The 18,675-nt window shown below is 70.4% G+C and carries 14 protein-coding genes; 4 read left to right on the forward strand and 10 right to left on the reverse strand.

What is annotated here, in order from left to right:
- Window position 1: 1 nt before the first annotated feature.
- Together AC1ROY_RS10690 and AC1ROY_RS10695 are read left to right on the forward strand one after the other, a co-directional pair.
- Window positions 2–799 carry a cytochrome c1 gene (locus tag AC1ROY_RS10690; RefSeq protein ID WP_493148789.1) on the forward strand — a complete coding sequence of 266 codons (798 nt, stop codon included), beginning with the start codon at window positions 2–4 and terminating at the stop codon, window positions 797–799.
- A 149-nt stretch (window positions 800–948) separates the two neighbouring features.
- Entirely contained in the window at window positions 949–1,836 is an 888-nt protein-coding gene (locus tag AC1ROY_RS10695) for an S-methyl-5'-thioadenosine phosphorylase (protein ID WP_493149021.1), read from the forward strand.
- A 10-nt stretch (window positions 1,837–1,846) separates the two neighbouring features.
- Here the strand turns inward: AC1ROY_RS10695 and AC1ROY_RS10700 are convergent, their stop codons facing one another.
- The 8 genes from AC1ROY_RS10700 to AC1ROY_RS10735 form a co-directional block, all read right to left on the reverse strand.
- Window positions 1,847–2,341 carry a hypothetical protein gene (locus AC1ROY_RS10700; protein ID WP_493148790.1) on the reverse strand — a complete coding sequence of 165 codons (495 nt, stop codon included), beginning with the start codon at window positions 2,339–2,341 and terminating at the stop codon, window positions 1,847–1,849.
- Window positions 2,338–2,772 carry an MgtC/SapB family protein gene (locus tag AC1ROY_RS10705; RefSeq protein ID WP_493148791.1) on the reverse strand — a complete coding sequence of 145 codons (435 nt, stop codon included), beginning with the start codon at window positions 2,770–2,772 and terminating at the stop codon, window positions 2,338–2,340. The genes AC1ROY_RS10700 and AC1ROY_RS10705 overlap by 4 nt, the downstream gene beginning before the upstream one ends.
- Before the next feature lie 37 nt (window positions 2,773–2,809).
- Window positions 2,810–6,787: a glycogen debranching protein GlgX gene (glgX, locus tag AC1ROY_RS10710; RefSeq protein WP_493148792.1), complete on the reverse strand. Its 3,978-nt coding sequence runs from the start codon at window positions 6,785–6,787 to the stop codon at window positions 2,810–2,812.
- 54 nt (window positions 6,788–6,841) lie between these two features.
- Complete coding sequence (gene glgA / locus AC1ROY_RS10715; protein WP_493149022.1) at window positions 6,842–8,284, reverse strand: glycogen synthase GlgA; 1,443 nt, start codon at window positions 8,282–8,284, stop codon at window positions 6,842–6,844.
- A 41-nt stretch (window positions 8,285–8,325) separates the two neighbouring features.
- A complete protein-coding gene (gene glgC / locus AC1ROY_RS10720; protein ID WP_493148793.1) occupies window positions 8,326–9,594 on the reverse strand; it encodes a glucose-1-phosphate adenylyltransferase in 1,269 nt (422 codons plus the stop codon).
- A 90-nt stretch (window positions 9,595–9,684) separates the two neighbouring features.
- Window positions 9,685–11,925 carry a 1,4-alpha-glucan branching protein GlgB gene (gene glgB, locus AC1ROY_RS10725; protein ID WP_493148794.1) on the reverse strand — a complete coding sequence of 747 codons (2,241 nt, stop codon included), beginning with the start codon at window positions 11,923–11,925 and terminating at the stop codon, window positions 9,685–9,687.
- Window positions 11,926–11,929: 4 nt separating this feature from the next.
- The gene (locus AC1ROY_RS10730) at window positions 11,930–14,410 is read right to left on the reverse strand and encodes a glycogen/starch/alpha-glucan phosphorylase (RefSeq protein ID WP_493148795.1); all 2,481 of its coding nucleotides are present in this window, start codon (window positions 14,408–14,410) and stop codon (window positions 11,930–11,932) included.
- 68 nt (window positions 14,411–14,478) lie between these two features.
- Window positions 14,479–15,420, reverse strand: coding sequence for a PfkB family carbohydrate kinase (locus tag AC1ROY_RS10735; protein ID WP_493148796.1), 942 nt, complete (start codon window positions 15,418–15,420; stop codon window positions 14,479–14,481).
- Window positions 15,421–15,611: 191 nt separating this feature from the next.
- Between AC1ROY_RS10735 and AC1ROY_RS10740 the strand changes: the two genes are divergently transcribed.
- Window positions 15,612–16,550, forward strand: coding sequence for an alpha/beta hydrolase (locus AC1ROY_RS10740; RefSeq protein ID WP_493148797.1), 939 nt, complete (start codon window positions 15,612–15,614; stop codon window positions 16,548–16,550).
- 23 nt (window positions 16,551–16,573) lie between these two features.
- A complete protein-coding gene (locus tag AC1ROY_RS10745) occupies window positions 16,574–17,362 on the forward strand; it encodes an SDR family NAD(P)-dependent oxidoreductase (RefSeq protein WP_493148798.1) in 789 nt (262 codons plus the stop codon).
- A 1-nt stretch (window position 17,363) separates the two neighbouring features.
- On the opposite strand, the gene nthB is transcribed toward AC1ROY_RS10745, so the two are convergent.
- Window positions 17,364–17,981: a nitrile hydratase subunit beta gene (gene nthB, locus AC1ROY_RS10750; RefSeq protein WP_493148799.1), complete on the reverse strand. Its 618-nt coding sequence runs from the start codon at window positions 17,979–17,981 to the stop codon at window positions 17,364–17,366.
- A 4-nt stretch (window positions 17,982–17,985) separates the two neighbouring features.
- The gene (locus AC1ROY_RS10755; RefSeq protein ID WP_493148800.1) at window positions 17,986–18,585 is read right to left on the reverse strand and encodes a nitrile hydratase subunit alpha; all 600 of its coding nucleotides are present in this window, start codon (window positions 18,583–18,585) and stop codon (window positions 17,986–17,988) included.
- Window positions 18,586–18,675 lie beyond the last annotated feature (90 nt).

An 18,675-nucleotide genomic window follows, 5' to 3' on the forward strand; every position in this document is an offset into this window, starting at 1 on the left:
CATGCGCAAGATCCAGGCCCTTCTCCTCGGCGCCCTTCTCCTCGGCGCCCTTCTCCTCGGGGCCGGGCTTCTCGGCGCGGCGCCCGCCTTCGCGGCGGATGACTCCCACGCCACGCCGGAGCCGCCCGATGCCGGCTTCAGCTTCAACCGCGTCTTCGGCACCTTCGATCGTGCGGCCGCGCAGCGCGGCTTCCAGGTCTACAAGGAGGTCTGCTCCAACTGCCACTCGATGCGGCAGATGTTCTACCGCAACCTCACCGACCTTGGGCTGAGCGCCGACCAGGTCCGCAACATCGCGGCGAGCTTCCAGATCACCGACGGCCCCAACGACGAGGGCCAGATGTTCGAGCGCCCCGGCCGCATCTCCGACCACTTCCGCCGGCCCTTCCCGAACGACAATGCCGCGCGCTTTGCCAATGGCGGCGCGCTGCCGCCGGACCTCTCGGTGATCACCAAGGCGCGCGAGGGCGGGGCGGACTACATCCACGCGTTGCTGACCGGCTATGTCGACCCGCCGGCAGGCGTCACGGTCATGGAGGGGATGCACTACAACCAGTATTTTCCCGGCCATCAGATCGCGATGGCGCCGCCGCTCAGCGACGGGCAGGTGGATTTCGGCCATGGCGCGTCCAACACCGTGGACGCGATGGCGCGCGACGTCTCCACCTTCCTGGCCTGGGCCGCCGAGCCCGAGCTCGAGGTGCGGCGCGCGCTGGGCGTGAAGATCCTGATCTTCCTCGGCATCCTGGGCGTGCTTGCCTATATGACGAAGCGGAAGATCTGGGCCGACGCGCACTGAAGGCAGGCGGCTGCAAGCCGCTTGAGCGTCATGGCGCTATCATCGACCTGGTGATTTTGCCGGACCGGCATCTGATCTAGACCACAGGGGGACGCTTCCGGCGTCCCCCTTCGCATTTGGAGAATCCCAGCGTGAGCGAGACCCCCAGCGTGAGCGAGACGGTGGAACCCGTGATCGGCCTCATCGGCGGCTCCGGCCTCTATGACATCGACGGCCTGGAGGACCGGGAGTGGCGCCGCGTCTTCACCCCCTGGGGCGAGCCCTCGGACGACCTGCTCTTCGGCCGCCTCGCCGGCATCAAATGCGTCTTCCTGCCGCGCCATGGCCGCGGCCATCCGACGCCGCCCTCCGCGCTCAACTTCCGGGCCAATATCGACGCGCTGAAGCGCTCGGGCGTGACGGACGTGATCTCGCTCTCGGCCGTGGGCTCGCTGCAGGAGAACCTGCCGCCGGGCCATTTCGTGATCGTCGACCAGTTCATCGACCGCACCTTCGCCCGGGAAAAGTCCTTCTTCGGGACGGGCTGCGTGGCGCATGTGAGCGTCGCCCATCCGACCTGCCCGCGCCTGTCGGACGCCATCGAGGAATCCGGCAAGGAGCTCGGCCTGCCCATGACGCGCGGCGGCACCTACCTCGTCATGGAAGGCCCGCAGTTCAGCACCAAGGCGGAGAGCCTGCTCTACCGGCAATGGGGCTGCCATGTGATCGGCATGACCAACATGCCCGAGGCCAAGCTCGCCCGCGAGGCGGAGCTCTGCTACGCGAGCGTCGCCATGGTCACTGACTTCGACTGCTGGCACCCGGACCATGACCACGTCACCGTCGACCAGGTGGTGAAGGTGCTCTTCTCCAATGCCGACAAGGCGAAGGCGCTGGTGAAGTCGCTGATCCCCAGGATCGGCGCGCCGCGCGGGCCTTGCCCCGCGGGATGCGACCGCGCGCTGGACCATGCGATCATCACGGCGCCGGAGAAGCGCGACCCGCAGCTATTGCGCAAGCTGGACGCGGTGGCGGGGCGGATCCTGAAGGCGGGCTGAACGCGGCGGGTCAGCCCTGGTCCTCACGGCGCAGCGGCGCGTCCAGCACGCGCCGGACCGCCTCGCGCGTCAGGCGCTGATTGGCCAGCGCCCATGTGTCCTCGGTGAAGAAGAACGGCTCCGAGCGATCGTAGCCGTTGGTGGTGTAGTTGCTCTGGCGGGCGAAGAAGGCGACGAACTCCTCCTCGTCGTCCCAACTCGCGATCGGCTCCTCGCTGCGCGGCCAGCCGTCATACACGGTGCAGAGCACGACCCGCCGCCCGACCCGCGCGAGACCGTGGCCGCAATAGTCGCGGTGCCCGTTCGGGACGATGCCGTAACCCGTCTCGCTGTCCATCACGCGCTGCCACATGCGGCGGGCCATGGCCTCGCCGAAGGGGCGGCGGTCCTTGGCATGGGCATAGAGGGGAAGCTCGCCGTCCTCGCCTTCCTTCGCGCCGCGTGGCAGGCGGAGGAGCATCGCCGTCGCGAGCAGCCCGAGCCCGCCGGCGATCCAGAGCATCATCGCTTCAGCTCCGTGCCCTCGCTCTTCAGCGGCACGAGGAAGCGCAGGGTGAGGAAGGTCATCACGCTGATCACCACCGCCACGTCGTAGACGCCGAGGCCGACGGAGACGCCGACCGCGCCCGTGGCCCAGAGGCTCGCCGCCGTGGCCGTGCCGAAGACCGAGGTGCCGTGCTTGATGATCGCGCCGCCGCCGATGAAGCCGATGCCGGTGATGATGCCCTCGATGATGCGGGCCGCGCCCTCGGGATGCGTCGCCATCGCGCCCTCGGTCGCCTGGATGAAGCCGCAGGCGGCCAGGGCCACGAGGGGGAAGGTGCGCAGGCCGGCGCTGCGCTCGGCGCGCTCGCGGTCCCAGCCGATCGGGATGGCCAGCGCATAGGCGATGCCCAGCGCGATGAGGTGCGGCACGACGGAAAAATGATCGATCATGGAATGGAGTTTTGTCCATGTTTCGGCCAAGCGCAATTCAGCGCCGCCCGGCGAGCCCCACCAGGACGGCCCGCGCCACGGGTGTCGCGAAGATGCCCTCGGCGTCCAGCGCGACACGGTGGCGCCAGTTGGGGCGCTCGCGATCGGTGCCGGGGAGGTTCACGGCCACCCGCTCGCCGGCGAGATCCTCGGCCTGGACCAGCAGCATGAGCGAGGGCGTGGCCGCGACATAGGCGTGGATGGCGCCGGCCAGCTCCGGCGGCAGGGGGCCGTCGGTGGTCTCCGGGATCTCCATCCCGGCCTCGCGCAGGGCGGTGAAGAGGGCTTCGCGCTCGGCCAGACGGGCGGCGCGCGCCGCATCCGCCTCCGCGGCGCCGAGCAGGCCCAGCGCCTCCCGCTCGGCGATGTCGGCGGATTCCCACCAGCCGGCCAGGGTCGGCAGGTCGTGGGTGGAGACGCAGGCGGCGGCGAGCGGCGGGTAATGCTCCGGCCGGCGGAATTCCTGGCCGTCGCGCTCGAACCAGAGCACCCGGTAGGAAAGGGCGCACGCCTCGTGCAGCGCCTCGCGCAACCCGTGCGGAACGGTGCCGAGATCCTCGCCCACCACGGCGCAGGCGGCGCGATGCGATTCCAGCGCGACCTCGCCAAGCCAGGGATGAAAGGGCTGGTCGAGGTAGCAGCCCTCGGCCGCCGGTGCGCCGTCCGGCACCAGGAAGAGCCGCTTCAGCCCGAGCACATGGTCGATCCGCAGTGCCGCTGCATGGCGCATGTTGGCGCGGATGAGCGCGGCAAAGCCGGCATGGCCGCTGGCCTCGGAGGCGATGGGATCGGGCGGGGGCACGCCCCAGACCTGGCCGAGCGGGCCCAGCGGATCGGGCGGCGCGCCGATGGAGAGGCCGGGCAGGAAATCCGCGTCGCCGGACCAGAACTCCGCCCCGTCCGGCGCGGTGCCGACGGCGAGGTCGCGGTAGAGGCCGGCGCCGGCCGCGGCGGCCTCCGCCATCTGGCGGTCGGCGAGGAACTGCAGCCAGGCGTGGAAGCCGACGGAATCGGCCTCCTGCGCGCAGAATTTTTCCACGCCCGCGTCGCGCCCGTGGCGCAGGCCGGCGGGCCAGCGGCTGATGTCGCTGTGCCCGGCGCGCTCGGCCAGGGCGTTGAAGGCGGCGAAGCGCTCCAGGGCTGGGCCACCCTCGGCGCGGAAGCCGGCAAAGGCCGGATGGGCGCGGTCGAAGCGTGTCCAGGCAGCGTGCAGCACGCGGCGCTTGGCCTGCCAGACGGCGGGGTAGTCCACCCAATCGGGCTTTCGGAGGGCGGAGAAATCCTCCGCACCACCGAGGCGCGACACGTCGATCAGCATCGGCTCCAGGAAACGGCGATCGGAGGGCTGGTAGGGGCTGGCGCGTTCGCGGGTGGTGGGATGCAGCGCATGCGGCGGGCTGATGCCGAGCCAGGCCGCGCCCTCGGCCCCCGCGCGGCGGGCCAACTCGGCGACGGCGGTGAAGTCGCCCATGCCCTGGTCGGCGGCGTGGCGCAGCGCGTAGGTCTGCGCGGTGACGCCGTACCGGCGTTGCCCGGCCTCCATCGAGGGCGGCAGGAAGCAGGAGGGCGGCGCGGCGGTGATGCGGCAGAGCGTGTCGCGGAAGCGCAGCTCGTGACGGCCGAGGGGCAGGGGCGGCAGCGTGGCGCGGCCGCCTTCCGGGGTCAGGACCAGCTCACGCGTGCCGCCGCCCTCCAGCGCCAGCTGCAGTTCCAGCCGGGCGGGAAGCCCGTCACGGAGGGCGAGGCTCGTCGGCATCCCGGCCTGGGTGGCGAGATGCAGGGGCAGCGGCGGACGCCGGCGCCGGCGCGCGAGGCTGTCGCGGGCCTGGGCGGCCGTCTCCGCGGGCAGGCCGAGGGTGCCGAGGATGTGCCGCAGCGTGGCCTCGGGCACCCGGTGCTCGCGCCCCTGCAGGTCTTGCCAGAGGGGCGCGAGGCCGGCGGCCATGGCCAGTTGCGTCAGCAGAGCCGGATCAGCAGCCCCCGCGGGGCGTGTCCGCACCGGCGCCTCGGTCAGCAGGAGGACGGAGCGCGGCGCCAGGTCGCCGATCGCATCGGCCCCGGATCTGGCGCTGTCGGCGAGCAGCGTCCAGCCGAAGCCCCAGCGCGGCGAGGGCAGGTGCAGCGCCAGCGCGTGGTCGCCGCCGTTGCAGGCCAGAAGCACGCGGTCGCCCCCGGCGTAGAGCAGCGCGACGAGACAGCGGGCATGCTCCCATTCGGAGGGGGCGATGGCGCGGCCGTCGGCATGCAGCCAAGCGACGTCGGGCAGGCCGGTCTCGTCCACGGGCCCGCCGGTCAGGGCGACGGGGGCGTGCAGCGCGGGATGCGCCTTGCGGGCCGCGACCAGCCGCGCGGTGAAATCCACGAGGCCCTGATCCATCCCCGCCCAGTCGAACCAGGAGGTCGCGTTGTCCTGCGCATAGGCATTGTTGTTGCCGCCCTGGCTGCGGCCGGCCTCGTCGCCCATGGAGATCATGGGCAGGCCGCGCGCGCCGAGCAGCATGGCTAGCAGGGCGCGCACGTCGCCGACCCGGCGCGCCTGGATGGCGGGATCGTCGCTCGGCCCCTCGACGCCGTGGTTCCAGGAGTTGTTCTCGGCGCTCCCGTCGCGGTTCTCCTCGCCATTCGCGAGGTTGTGGCGGTGCTCGTAGCTGACGAGGTCGCGGAGCGAAAAACCGTCATGCGCGGTGACGAAGTTCAGGCTGTCCGCCACGCGCCCGGAGAAAACATCGGTGGAGCCGGCGAGGCGTGTCGCCAGCGGGCCGAGCCGCCCGCTTTCCGCGCCGCGCCAGAAGCGGCGGACGTCGTCGCGGAACTTGTCGTTCCACTCCGGCCAGCCGTGGGGGAAATGGCCGAGCCGGTAGCCGTCCGGGCCGAGATCCCAGGGCTCGGCGATGATGCGGCGTGTGCGCAGGATCGGGTCCTGCCGCATGGCGGCAAGCAGCGGCGCATGAGGGTCGAACCCCTCCGGTCGGCGCCCGAGCGTGGTCGCGAGGTCCAGGCGAAAGCCGTCCACGCCGGCCTGCTCGGCCCAATGGCGCATGGCGTCCATGGCGAGGCGCAGCGGCCAGGGCTGGTCGAGGGCCATGGTGTTGCCGGTGCCGGTGTCGTCCACATAGCCGCCGGCGTGGAGCCGGTACCAGGCGCCGTTGCCGAGGCCGCGCAGGCTCAGCGTCGGGCCGAGCGCGTCGCCCTCGCCGCTGTGGTTCAGCACGATGTCGAGGATCACGCCGATGCCGGCGGCACGCAGGGCGGCCACGGCCGTGCGGACCTCCGCCATGCCGCCGGGCGCGAGTCGCGGATCGGGCACGAGCCAGCAGACCGTGTTGTAGCCCCAGTAGTTGGTCAGCCCGAGCGGGCCGAGATGCCGCTCATCCACCCAGGAGGCGGTCGGCAGCAGCTCGACCATGGTGACGCCGAGCCGGGTGAGGTGCGCGATCGCGGCCGGATGCGCGAGGCCGGCGAAGGTGCCACGGAGGGGTTCGGGAATGCCGGGGTGCTGCTTCGTGAAGCCGCGGACGTGCAGCTCGTAGACGATGTCCGGGCGGGCGGGCAGGGGGCGCCAGTCCTGCGGCGGCAGCGGGGCCTGCACCATGGCGCGGACCAGATGCGGCCCGCTGTCGGCGGGGTCCGGCGCCTCGCCGGTGTCGAAGGCGGTGGGGTGGGTGCGCAGCACGCCTTCGAGGGCGCGCGCCCAGGGGTCGAGCAGCAGTTTCTGTGGGTTGAAGCGACGCTCCCAGGGCCCTTCGGCGCGCAGGCCGTAGCAGGTGCCGGGCGCGATGCCGGCGATGTGTCCGTAGAAGACGTCGCCGCGCCGGTTCGGCAGCGGATGGCGCGCGGTTTCCCGGCCTTCTTCGAAGACGCAGAAGAGCAGGCGCGTGGCGCCCGGCGCCGGAACGGCGACATCCACCCCGTCGCCGGCCGGCGTGACGCCTAGTGCCAGCATGGATGTGATGAAGGTCCAGGAAACGGTGAACATACATGTTCACCCTGGTGGGGAGAGCGGGGCAAAGCCCCCTCGCATCCGGTCTTCTCAGCCACGCGCCGCCACCATCCCCCGGAACGCCGCCGCATATTTCGTCGCGGATCGCTTCCAGGACACGTCCTGCGCCATGGCATTGGCCTGCACCCGCCGCATCAGCGCGGGATCGCGGTACAGCGCGATCGCCCGTTCGATCGCCGAGGCCAGCATCTCCTGCGAGACCGGCGCGAAGTTGAATCCCGTCCCCACGCCCGAGGCCAGAGCCATCTCGTTCGCGTCCACCACGGTATCAGCCAGCCCGCCCACATGCGCCACGACCGGCGGCGCGCCGTAGCGCAGCGCGCAGAGCTGGCCGAGGCCGCAGGGCTCGAAGCGGGAGGGCATCAGGATGAAGTCCGCGCCGCCGTAGCAGAGGCGCGCGAAGCCCTCGTCGAAGCCGATGAAGCTGCCGACGCGGCCGAGCTGCGCGCCGGTCGCGCCGTGGACGCGCTCCTCCAGCGCGGGCTCGCCGCTGCCGAGGATGGCGAGCTGCCCGCCATGGTCGAGGATGGCCGGCAGCGCCTCCAGGATCAGGTCCACGCCCTTCTGCCAGGCGAGCCGGCCGATGAAGGCGAAGAGCGGTGCGTCGGGCGCGACGGCCAGGCCCATGCGCGCCTGCAGCTCGGCCTTGTTCGCGGCCCGCGCGCCGACCGTCTTCTCCGTATAGCGCACGGGCAGATGGGGATCGGCGGCGGGGTCCCACTCCGAGGTGTCGAGCCCGTTCAGGATGCCGCCGAGCGCCGCGCCGCGGCCGCGCAGCAGCCCGTCGAGCCCCATGCCCCATTGCGGCGTGCGGATCTCGGCCGCGTAGCCGGGCGAGACGGTGGAGACGCGGTCGGCGAACCAGATGCCGGATTTGAGGTAGCCGACCATGCCGAAATACTCGAGACCGGCGGTGCGGAAGGCCTCCGGCGGCAGGCCCAGCAGACCGAAGACATTGGCCGGGAACTGCCCCTGGAAGGCGAGGTTGTGAATGGTGAAGAGCGTGGGCACGCTCGATCCCGCGAAGCGCAGATAGGCCGGCGCCAGCCCCGCCTGCCAGTCATGCGCGTGCACCGCGTCGAAGCCGGCCATCCCGCCGACGCCCTGCGCCGCCTGCGCGGCCGCGCGGCCGAGGGCGGCGAAGCGCATGGCGTTGTCCGGCCAGTCGCCGCCGGTGGGCGCGAGGTAGGGTGAGCCGGAGCGGGCGAAGAAATGCGGGGCGTCGAGCACCAGCAGGTCGCGTCCCGCGGCTCTGGCGCGGACGAGGCGGGCGGGCGCGCCGAAGACATCCGCGACCGGCTCGCTCGCCTCGACGGGGCCGAGCGCGCCCATCACCGCGGGATAGCCGGGCAGCAGCGTGGTGACGGCGATGCCCTCGGAGGCCAGCGCGCCGGGCAGCGCCCCCACCACATCGGCGAGGCCGCCGGTCTTGACGAAGGGGAAGCCCTCGGAGGCGACGGCCAGCACCCGCAGCGGCGCCGCGGGCCTCGCGGTGGCCTTCTTTGCAGCGCCGCTCATGCCAGGCGGTCGAGCATCGCCTGGGTGATGAGGCAGACCCCTTTCTCGGAGACGCGGAAGCGCTGGCGGTCGAGCTCCGGATCCTCGCCGACGACCATGCCTTCAGGGATGCGCACGCCGCGGTCGACCACGACATTCGCCAGCCGCGCGCCACGGCCGACATCGACGTCCGGCAGCAGCACCGCGCCCTCCACCCTGGCATAGGAGTGCAGGTGGACGCCGGTGAAGAGCAGCGAGCGATGCGCCGAGGCGCCGGAGACGATGCAGCCGCCGGACACCAGCGAGGAGATGGCCTCGCCGCGACGGCCGATCTCGTCATGGACGAACTTCGCCGGCGGCACGACCTCGCCATAGGTCCAGATCGGCCAGGCCTTATCGAAGAGATCGAGCGGCGGGATGATGTCGGTGAGGTCGATATTGGCCTCCCAATAGGCGTCCACCGTGCCGACGTCGCGCCAGTAGGGCGCGAATTCCTGGCTGGAGCGCACGCAGCTCCGCTCGAAGCGATGCGCGGCCACCCGGCCGTTCCGCACGAGCCAGGGGATGATGTCCTTGCCGAAGTCGCGGCTGGAGTTCGGGTCCGCCGCGTCGCGCTTCAGCTGCTCGACCAGGAACTTCGTCTCGAAGACGTAGATGCCCATGGAGGCCAGCGCGAGGTCCGGCCGGTCGGGGATGCCGGGCGGATCCTTGGGCTTCTCGACGAAATCCACGACCCAGGCGTCCGAATCCACATGGATCACGCCAAAGCCCGTCGCCTCCATGCGCGGCACCGCCATGCAGGAGACGGTGCAGTCCGCGCCCTGCTCCACATGCTGCTGGAGCATGCGCTCGTAGTCCATCTTGTAGATGTGGTCGCCGGCCAGGATGACCATGTGCTGCGGCGCCAGGTCCTCGATGATGTCGATGTTCTGGAACACCGCATCGGCCGTGCCGAGATACCAGGAATGCTCGGACACGCGCTGGCTGGCCGGCAGGATGTCGAAGCTCTCGTTCCGCTCATGTCGGAGAAAATTCCAGCCGCGCTGGAGATGGCGGATCAGGCTGTGCGCCTTGTACTGCGTCGCGACCGCGACGCGCCGGATACCGGAGTTGATGGCGTTGGACAGCGCGAAGTCCACGATGCGCGACTTGCCGCCGAAGAAGACCGCGGGCTTCGCGCGCTTGTCGGTGAGTTCCATGAGGCGGGAGCCGCGTCCGCCGGCCAGCACGAAGGCCATGGCGGTACGGGCAAGCGGCGCAGGCGCGAGATCATGATGCGTTCGCATTCGCTCACCCATCATGGTTTGGCCGTTTGCCTTGCGTGATTCAGACCTCCGGCGCCTTCGCGCCTTCGGTCATAACGCTGTGATGCGCGGTCAGGCATGCGGTTCCTCCGGGGGCGCGTTCGGCGTCTCCCAAGCTTCAGGCACGAGATAGATGGTGGCGAGTGGGGGCAGAAGCACTTTCGCCGAGGCGGGCTGATTCAGCGCAGGCTCCGCGACGGCGGTCACGAGGCCGAGATTGCCCAGGCCTGATCCGCCGTATTCCTCGGCATCCGTGTTCAGCACCTCCCGCCAGATTCCGGCCCGCGGCAGGCCGATCAGCGTGTCAACCCGCGGAATGGGCGTGAAGTTGCAGAGCACCGCGACCGGCGGCCCCCCCGCGCCGTCGAAGCGCAGCCAGGTGAGGATCGACTGCTGCGCGTCGTTCGCGTCGATCCAGGCGAAGCCCTCGGCTTCCGTGTCCCGCGCGTGCAGCGCGGGGATCGCGCGATGCAGGCGGTTCAGTTCGCGGATGAGGGCCTGCACGCCCTGGTGGTTGCGGAACTCCAGCAGCCACCAGTCGAGCTCGCGCTCCTCGGACCATTCGCGCCACTGGCCGAACTCCTGGCCCATGAAGAGCAGCTTCTTGCCGGGGTGGCCCCACATGAAGCCGTAATAGACGCGCAGATTGGCGAAGCGCCGCCAGTCGTCGCCCTCGTCGCCGGGCATGCGGCCGAGCAGCGTGCCCTTGCCGTGCACCACCTCGTCATGGCTGAGCGGGAGGATGAACCTCTCGTTGAAGGCGTAGATCAGCCCGAAGTTCATGAGCTGGTGGTACCAGCGCCGGTGCAGCGGGTCCTTCTCCACGTAGCGCAGGGTGTCGTTCATCCACCCCATGTTCCACTTGAAGGCGAAGCCGAGGCCGCCCTTCGCCACGGGGGCGGAGACGCCGGTCCAGTCCGTTGCCTCCTCGGCGATCATGAGCGTGCCGGGCGCCTGCTCCGCCAGCATGGCGTTGGTGCGGCGAAGGAAGCCGACGGCGTCGCGGTTGTCGTTGCCGCCGTCGTCGTTGGGCACCCATTCGCCGGGGCCGCGCGAGTAGTCGAGATGGATCATCGAGGAGACGGCGTCCACGCGCAGCCCGTCGGCGTGGAAGCGCTCCAGCCAGAAGAGCGCGTTGGAGGCGAGGAAGGCCTGCACCTCCTTGCGGCCGTAATCGTAGATCGCGGTCTGCCAGTCCGGATGGTAGCCGCGGCGGGGGTCGGGATGCTCGTAGAGGGCGGTTCCGTCGAAATGGGCGAGGCCGTGTGCGTCCTCCGGGAAATGGGCGGGCACCCAGTCGAGGAGGACGCCGATGCCGGCGGCATGCGCAGCATCGATGAAGCGGGCCAGGCCGAGCGGATGGCCGAGGCGCGCGGTGACGGCGTGCAGCCCGATCGGCTGGTAGCCCCAGGAGCCGTCGAAGGGATGCTCCATCACGGGCATGAACTCGATATGCGTGAAGCCGAGATCCTTCACGTAGGGAATGAGGTCGGCGGCGAGCTGGTCCCAGTGCCAGAAGCGCCCGTCCGGATGGCGCTTCCAGGAGGGGGCATGGACCTCGTAGATGCTCATCGGCTCGCGCCGCTGGTCCTTCTTCGCCCGCGCCTCGATCCAGGCGTCGTCAGTCCAGCCGAAGCCGTCGAGGCGGGCGACGACGCTGGCATTGGCCGGCCGCAGCTCGGCCGCGAAGCCGACCGGATCGGCCTTCAGCGGCATCAGCTCGCCCTGGGCACCGAGGATCTCGTATTTGTAGGCCACGCCCTCGCCGAGGCCGGGCAGGAAGATCTCCCACAGCCCGGAATCCACGCGCCGCCGCATGGGATGGAAGCGGCCGTCCCAGCGGTTGAACTCGCCGACCACGGAGACGCGGCGGGCGTTGGGCGCCCAGACGGCGAAGCGCACGCCGCCCACGCCCTCATGCGTCAGGAGATGCGCGCCCAGCCGCTCGTGCAGGCGCTGGTGCGTGCCCTCGATCAGCAGGTGGTCGTCGAGCGGGCCGAGGGATGGGCCGAAGGCATAGGGGTCCAGGATGTCCATCTGGCCGCCGCCCTCGCGGACGCGCAGGCGATAGGGGGCGGGCAGGGTGGCGCCGGACCGAAAACCCTCGAGGAAGGCGGTGGCGCCGCGCCGCTCCAGCGGGATGCAGCGCCCGTCGTCGAAGATCGCCTCGACGGCGTCCGCGCCGGGGCGGATCGCCCGGATCGCAAGGCCGCCCGGCACCTCGTGCGGGCCGAGCACGGCGAAGGGATCCGCATGGCCGGCCTCCAGCAGGGCCGCCACATCCGCGTCGGCCGCGCGCCAGGTCGCGTCCACGCGACTAGCCCGGCACCGGGACCCGCCAGATCTCCTGCGCGTATTCCGCGATGGTGCGATCGGACGAGAACCAGCCCATATTGGCCGTGTTCAGGATGGCGGAGCGGCCCCACTCGGCGGGCTTCGCCCAGCGCTGCGCGACCTTGCGCTGCGTGTCGTAGTAGCTGTCGAAATCGGCGGTGACCAGGAAGTGGTCGTGGGTGCGCAGCATCTGCACGAGGTCGCGGTAGCGGCCGGGGTCGTCGGGCGAGAAGACGCCGGAGGCGATGGCCTCCAGCGCCTGCTGCAGCCGCGGCGACTGGTCGATGGAATCCTGCCCTTTCCAGCCCTCGGCGCGGCGCTGCGCCACCTGCTCGGTGGTCAGGCCGAAGATGAAGATGTTCTCCGCGCCCACATGCTCGTGGATCTCCACATTCGCGCCGTCCATCGTGCCGATGGTGAGCGCGCCGTTGAGCGCCAGCTTCATGTTGCCGGTGCCGGAGGCCTCCATGCCGGCCGTCGAGATCTGCTCGGAGAGGTCGCAGGCCGGCACGATCATCTCGGCCAGCGAGACGTTGTAGTTGGGCAGGAAAGCAACCTTCAGCCGGTCGCGGATCGCGGGGTCGCGGTTCACCGTGCGCGCGATGTCGTGCGCGAGCTTGATGATCAGCTTAGCGCGGTGGTAGCTGGCCGCGGCCTTTCCGGCCATGATCTTCACCCGCGGCGCGTAGTCGCGGTGCGGCTGGGCGCGCATCTCGTTGTAGAGGGCGACGGTCTCCAGCAGGTTCAGCAGCTGGCGCTTGTACTCGTGGATGCGCTTGATCTGCACGTCGAAGATCGAGGCGGGATCGACGCGCAGGTTGATCTCGCGCCGGATGAGCGCGGCCAGCGCCTCCTTGTTGATGCGCTTCACGGTGGCGAAGCGCTGCTGGAAGGCGGCATCGCCGGCCAGCGGCTTCAGCGCCGCCAGCGCTTCGGCCCGGTCGAGGAAGTCGGGGCCGATGCTCTCGATCAGCAGCTCGGTCAGGCAGGGATTGCACTGCTGCAGCCAGCGCCGGAAGGTGACGCCGTTGGTCTTGTTCGTGATGCGCCTGGGAAAGAGGCTGTTGAAGTCTCGGAAGACGGTCTTCTTCAGCAGCTCCGAATGGAGCGCCGAGACGCCGTTCACCTTGTGCGAGCCGACGAAGGCGAGGTTGCCCATGCGCACGCGCCGCCCGTGATCCTCCTCGATGAGCGAGACCGAGGCCAGCAGCCCCGGGTCGCCGGGATGCGCGGCCGCCACGGAATCCAGGTGAATCGCGTTGATCAGGTAGATGATCTGCATGTGGCGCGGCAGCAGCCGCTCCATCAGCGACACTGGCCAGGTCTCCAGCGCCTCGGGCAGCAGGGTGTGGTTGGTGTAGGAGATGGTGGCCTGGGTGGTCTTCCAGGCCTCGGTCCACCCCATGCCGTGGTCGTCCAGCAGGATGCGCATGAGCTCGGCGACCACGATCGCCGGATGGGTGTCGTTGAGCTGGATGGCGACGCGCTCGGGCAGGGTCTCGAGGCTGCCATAGACGCGGATGTGGCGGCGGATGAGGTCCTGCAGGGCGGCGGAGGAGAAGAAGAACTCCTGCCGGAGCCGCAGCTCCTGGCCCGCGGGGCTGTCGTCCGACGGGTAGAGCAGCCGCGAGATGGCCTCGGCCCTGACGCGGTCGGACAGCGCGCCGATGTGGTCGCCGCGGTTGAAGGCCTCGATCTGCAGCGGGTCGGCCGCGCGGGCGGACCAGAGGCGCAGCGTGTTCACATGCTTGCCGCGCCAGCCGACGATGGGCGTGTCGTAGGCGACGGCCAGCACCGTCTCGGCCGGCTTCCAGACCTGCCTGGGCTCTCCGTCCTCGCCGTTGACCTCCTCGACGGTGCCGCCGAAGCCGATGCGATGGGCGATCTCGGGCCGGGCGAATTCCCAGGGGTTGCCGAATTCGAGCCAGTTCTCGGGATACTCCTCCTGCCAGCCCTGGCGGATGACCTGGCGGAACAGCCCGTGATCGTAGCGGATGCCGTAGCCGAAGGCGGGGATCTGCAGGCTGGCCAGGCTCTCCATGAAGCAGGCGGCGAGCCGCCCGAGGCCGCCATTGCCCAGCGCGGCATCCGGCTCGCTGCCGAAGACCTTCTGGGCGTCGACGTCGAGCGAGGCGAGCGCCGCCTTCACCTCCGTCGTCAGCAGGAAGTTGGAGATGTTCTCCCGCAGCAGCCGGCCGATCAGGAACTCCAGCGAGAGGTAGTAGACCTGCTTCTCGCCGCGCTCGTAGGTCGAGCGCATGTCCTTGAGCCAGGGCTCCACCACATGGTCGCGCACCGCGAGCGCGGTCGCGATGAACCAGTCGCGGTCGAGCGCGCCGGCGCGGCTCTTGCCGAGGTCGTAGGTGAGCTTGCGCAGGATGGTGTCGCGCATCGTCTCGCCGTCAGGCGGCGGCAGGACATCACCGTGCTGGGCGGGGATCGGGGGGGTGTCGACTTCGTTCACGCAGGCACCTCGGTTCTCTCCCGGTGATCGGGCGAATGTGGCATGGATCGCGCAGGGCCCGAAGGATTTCAGGCGCTGACATTCTCCGGCGAATTCACTGCGTTTTCCTGAAGGAATTCCTCCAGCTCGGCACGGCGCGCCGTGGCGGCGTCACGGGCGCGCAGCGCGCCGGCGGCGCTGCTGAAGCGGATCGCGGCCTCCATCTCCATCCCCTCGGCCATGGCCAGCGCGAAGGCGCCGTGGAAGACGTCGCCGGCGCCGGTCGTGTCACGCGCGTCCACGCGGAAGACCGGCGTCTCGCGGATCCTGTCCTCTCCGCGGAGAATCCAGAGGGTGCTCTTCTCGCCGCGGGTGACGGCGGCCATCCGGGTCACGCCCTCGGAGACGGCCCTGCGCAGCCCCTCAGGCGCGCGGGCGCCGGAGCCGTAATTCGTCAGGCCCGGCACGGAGAAGATCGCGTAGCGCACCCGCGGCACGAGGTCGAGCAGCAGGCGCGTCTCGCTGCGCTCGCCGTCCAGCACGGTGGGGATGTCGCGCTTCTCGGCCTCCTCCAGCAGGACATGCGCGCCCTCGGGCCAGCGCGGGTCGCAGAGGACGGCCTTCGCGTCGTCCAGCATGTCGACGGGCAGCCAGGAGGGGTCGGTGCCGAGTCCGTCCCCGCGATAGCCCATGATCGCGCGCTCGCCGTAACGGTCCACCAGCACGGCGGAGACGGGGCTGCGCGCGCCGGCCACCTGCTTCATGCCCGTGAGGTCGATGCCTTCCTTCCTCAGCCCGTCGATCAGCAGGCCGGCGTTGGAATCGTCGCCGACGCGCCCCCAGAAGGCGGCCCGGCCGCCGAGGCGCGTCACCGCGATCGCCGCATTGGCCGCCATGCCCCCGACATTGAGCTGGTAACCCTTGGCCTGGGCCTTGGCGGGAGGCTGGGGAACCTCCTCCACCCGGAAGACGTGATCCGCCACGACATTGCCGAGGCAGATCACGAGGGGGGGCTTGGCTGGGGTCATCATCGGGAAGCTAGACCATGTACGGTGCGTGTTGGAACCGCGATGACGCGCTCCAGGCGACGGGATTCGGCTTCAATTTGAAGACACTGGCGGGAATGGAATGCATTGGAGGTGGTAACCCCAGGGGAGCCGTGGAGTTGCCGCGCGCCCGGGGCTGCGGCCATGATGCGCGAAGGGACGAAACAGGAGCTGAGATGGCGTCACCGCTGCACCCCGATTGCGTGGCCTTCCTGAAGCTCGTGGAGGAGATGGGCCGGCCGCGCTTCGAGGACATGGCCTATCCGGACACGCGGACGATGTACGCGAACGGCCGCAAGGTGCTGCAGCCGCCCTCGCCGGAGGTGGCGGAAGTCCGCGAACTCCTGCTGCCCAGCGGCGTGCCGGCCCGGCTCTACCGGCCGCTCGGCAGCTCGGCGGGCGACAGGCTGCCCTGCCTAGTCTTCGCGCATGGCGGCGGCTGGGTGGTGGGCGACCTCGACACGCATGACCATCCCGTGCGGACCATCGCCAACCTTTCGGGCTGCGCGGTGCTGAGCGTGGATTACCGGCTGGCGCCGGAGCACCGCTTCCCGGCCGCGGTCGAGGATTTCTGTGAGGCCGTGCACTACGCCGCGGTGAACGCCAGGGCTCTCGGCATCGATCCGGAGCGGCTGGCCGTCGGCGGCGACAGCGCGGGCGGCAACCTCGCGGCCGTGGCGGCGCTGATGGCGCGAGACGGGACGCTGCCGCCGCTGCGCTTCCAGATGCTCATCTACCCCGTCCTGGAGATGGCGCAGACCCATGACGGCTACGCGCGCTTCACCGAGGGCCTGCCGCTGGTCGCCTCCACCATGCGCTGGTTCCGCATGCACTACGCGCCCGAGCCCGCGAGCTGGGACGACTGGCGGGCCTCGCCGCTGCGGGCCTCCAACCTCGCCGGCGCGGCGCCGGCCTTCGTGCTGACCGTCGGCCATGACCCGCTCTCCGGCGAAGGGCGCGACTACGCCGCCCGGCTGGAGCGCGAGGGGGTGCGCGTCACGCATGTCCATGCGGCCGACATGCTGCATGGGATGATGACCATGAGCGCCATCATCAGGCCGGCGCTCGGCTACATCGACATGGCCGCGCGCGCGCTGCGCGACGCGATGGCCTGAGACTTCAACGGGAGGAAAGACGCATGCGTTTCGAAGGGAAGGTCGCCGTGGTCACCGGCGCCGCGAACGGCATCGGGCTGGAGGCGGCGCAAAGCTTTTGCCGGGAAGGCGCGAAGGTGCTGCTGGTGGACCGCGCCGCGGCCGGCGAGGCCCAGGCCGCGGCGCTGCGGGCGGAGGGCTTCGAGGCCCGGTTCCAGCAGGCCGACGTCACGAAATCCGAGGATGTGCGCGCCTATGTGGACGCCGCCGTGGGCGCCTGGGGCGGCATCCACTGCTTCTTCAACAATGCCGGCATCGAGGGGAAGGTCGCCGCCGTCTACGACCAGGACGAGGCGATGTTCGACCAGGTGATCGCGGTGAACGTCCGCGGCGTCTTCCTGGGCCTGAAATACGTACTGCCGGTGATGATCCGGCAGGGCGGCGGCGCGGTGGTGAACACGGCCTCGACGGCGGCGCTGGTGGGCTCGGCGGGGATCTCGCCCTACACGGCCTCGAAGCACGCGGTGCTGGGGCTGACCCGCAGCGTCTCGGGCGAGGTGGCGCGGCAGGGCATCCGGGTGAACGCGCTCTGCCCGGGGCCGACGGACACGCGGATGATCCATTCGCTGGAGGACCAGGCCACCGCGCACGGGGCGAACGATGCCGCGGGGCGGTACCGTTCGGCGATCCCGCTCGGCCGCTATTCCACCGTCACGGAGGTGGTGGCGATGGTCCTCTTCCTCTGCTCGGACGCGGCGACGGCCATCACCGGCGGGCAGTTCCAGGTGGATGGCGGGCGCACGGCATGCCCGGGCGGCAGCGCCCTCCGATAGATCAGGGCTGCGGCGACACCTTCTCCAGGTAGCTCTGGAAGACGCCGACATGGTTGAACGCCTCGTCGCAGCTGTCCGGCCAGAGCTCGGTCGAACGGAAGCGCACGTCGTAGGTCGGCTCCATCGTGGCCTGCATGTTGTGCGCGGCGGCGTCTGGGAAGGGGTAGGGCGGGGTGATGCCGACCACCACGCCCGTCTTGCCCCTGATGTAGCCGGGCATGCGGTGGTGCCCGGAGACGAACTCGTACTTCACGCGCACCGTCTCGCCGATCGCGAAGCTCTGCGGCGGCGCGGCCATGCGGCCCGGCCCGATCGGCAGCGCCAGCGGGAAGGTGCCTTCGACCAGCGCCTCCAGCTCCTCCTTCGTGGTGATGCCCTTCTCCACGGCGAGCGTGGCCGCCGCCGTCAGCACGCGCTCGTAATAGGGCGCGCTCATGTAGTGGGTCGGTGCCATGCGCTCGATGGCGTGGCGATACTCGTCCATGTTGTAGATGTGGGTCTTCACCGAGATGGCCGAGAGCGCGCGGGCCAGCGGCTCCCAGGTCTCGTCATGCGGAGGCGCGGGGTAGTTGATCTTCCCGAAGCCCTGTTTGCCGCCGAGGTCGTGCATGCTGTCCATGGCGTCAGCCCTTCACCTCGTCGAGGCGCGAGGCGCCGATCATGGAATCCTGCGTCACGATCACGGCCAGCTTCTCGGCGGGCCAGCCGATCGTGGCCGGCGGCTGCACGGGCAGCACCATGTAGCGGGTGTCGGCGGTCGTGTCCCAGACGCGGATTTCCGTCGTTGCCGGCAGGTCGAGCCCCATCTCGCGCAGCGCGGTGCGCGACTGGCGGACAACGCGGGCGCGGTACTCCATGTCCTTGTACCAGTCCGGCGCGGCGCCGATGATCGTATAGGCCGTGCACGAGCACAGCGTGCAGACGATCAGGTTGTGGATATCGGGCGTGTTCTCCAGCACCACGAGGTGGCGGTGGTGCTCCGGGAAGTCGAAGCCCATCTCGCGCGCGGCCGAGGTGCCGTCGGCCAGCATGCGGGCGCGGTAGTCCGGATCGGTCCAGGCGCGGGCGACCATCTGGCCACCGTTGAGGGTGACCCATTGCTCCTCGGCATGCTCGGTGAACTCCTCGACGAAGCCATCGGGGAGGATGCCCTTGCCCTTGAGCACGATCTCGAGGGCGGCGGCGCGCTGCTCGATCGGCGCGGGCTGGTTGGACGCGGCCATGGAAGTTTCTCCTGCTTTATCGATGGTTTGGGGGGAATCCGTGCCCGCCGGATCGCATTGCAATGCGGCCGTCGGCGGCTTCAGCCAGGA

This window comes from Roseococcus sp. GW821-FHT12F05, assembly GCF_058806835.1.

Coding starts and splice junctions, on each gene's coding strand:
- AC1ROY_RS10690 (WP_493148789.1), top strand. CDS start 2: ATGCGCAAGATCCAGGCCCTTCTCCTCGGCGCCCTTCTCCTCGGCGCC.
- AC1ROY_RS10700 (WP_493148790.1), bottom strand. CDS start 2,341: ATGATGCTCTGGATCGCCGGCGGGCTCGGGCTGCTCGCGACGGCGATG.
- AC1ROY_RS10705 (WP_493148791.1), bottom strand. CDS start 2,772: ATGATCGATCATTTTTCCGTCGTGCCGCACCTCATCGCGCTGGGCATC.
- glgX (WP_493148792.1), bottom strand. CDS start 6,787: ATGTTCACCGTTTCCTGGACCTTCATCACATCCATGCTGGCACTAGGC.
- glgC (WP_493148793.1), bottom strand. CDS start 9,594: ATGCGAACGCATCATGATCTCGCGCCTGCGCCGCTTGCCCGTACCGCC.
- AC1ROY_RS10735 (WP_493148796.1), bottom strand. CDS start 15,420: ATGATGACCCCAGCCAAGCCCCCCCTCGTGATCTGCCTCGGCAATGTC.
- AC1ROY_RS10740 (WP_493148797.1), top strand. CDS start 15,612: ATGGCGTCACCGCTGCACCCCGATTGCGTGGCCTTCCTGAAGCTCGTG.
- AC1ROY_RS10745 (WP_493148798.1), top strand. CDS start 16,574: ATGCGTTTCGAAGGGAAGGTCGCCGTGGTCACCGGCGCCGCGAACGGC.
- nthB (WP_493148799.1), bottom strand. CDS start 17,981: ATGGACAGCATGCACGACCTCGGCGGCAAACAGGGCTTCGGGAAGATC.
- AC1ROY_RS10755 (WP_493148800.1), bottom strand. CDS start 18,585: ATGGCCGCGTCCAACCAGCCCGCGCCGATCGAGCAGCGCGCCGCCGCC.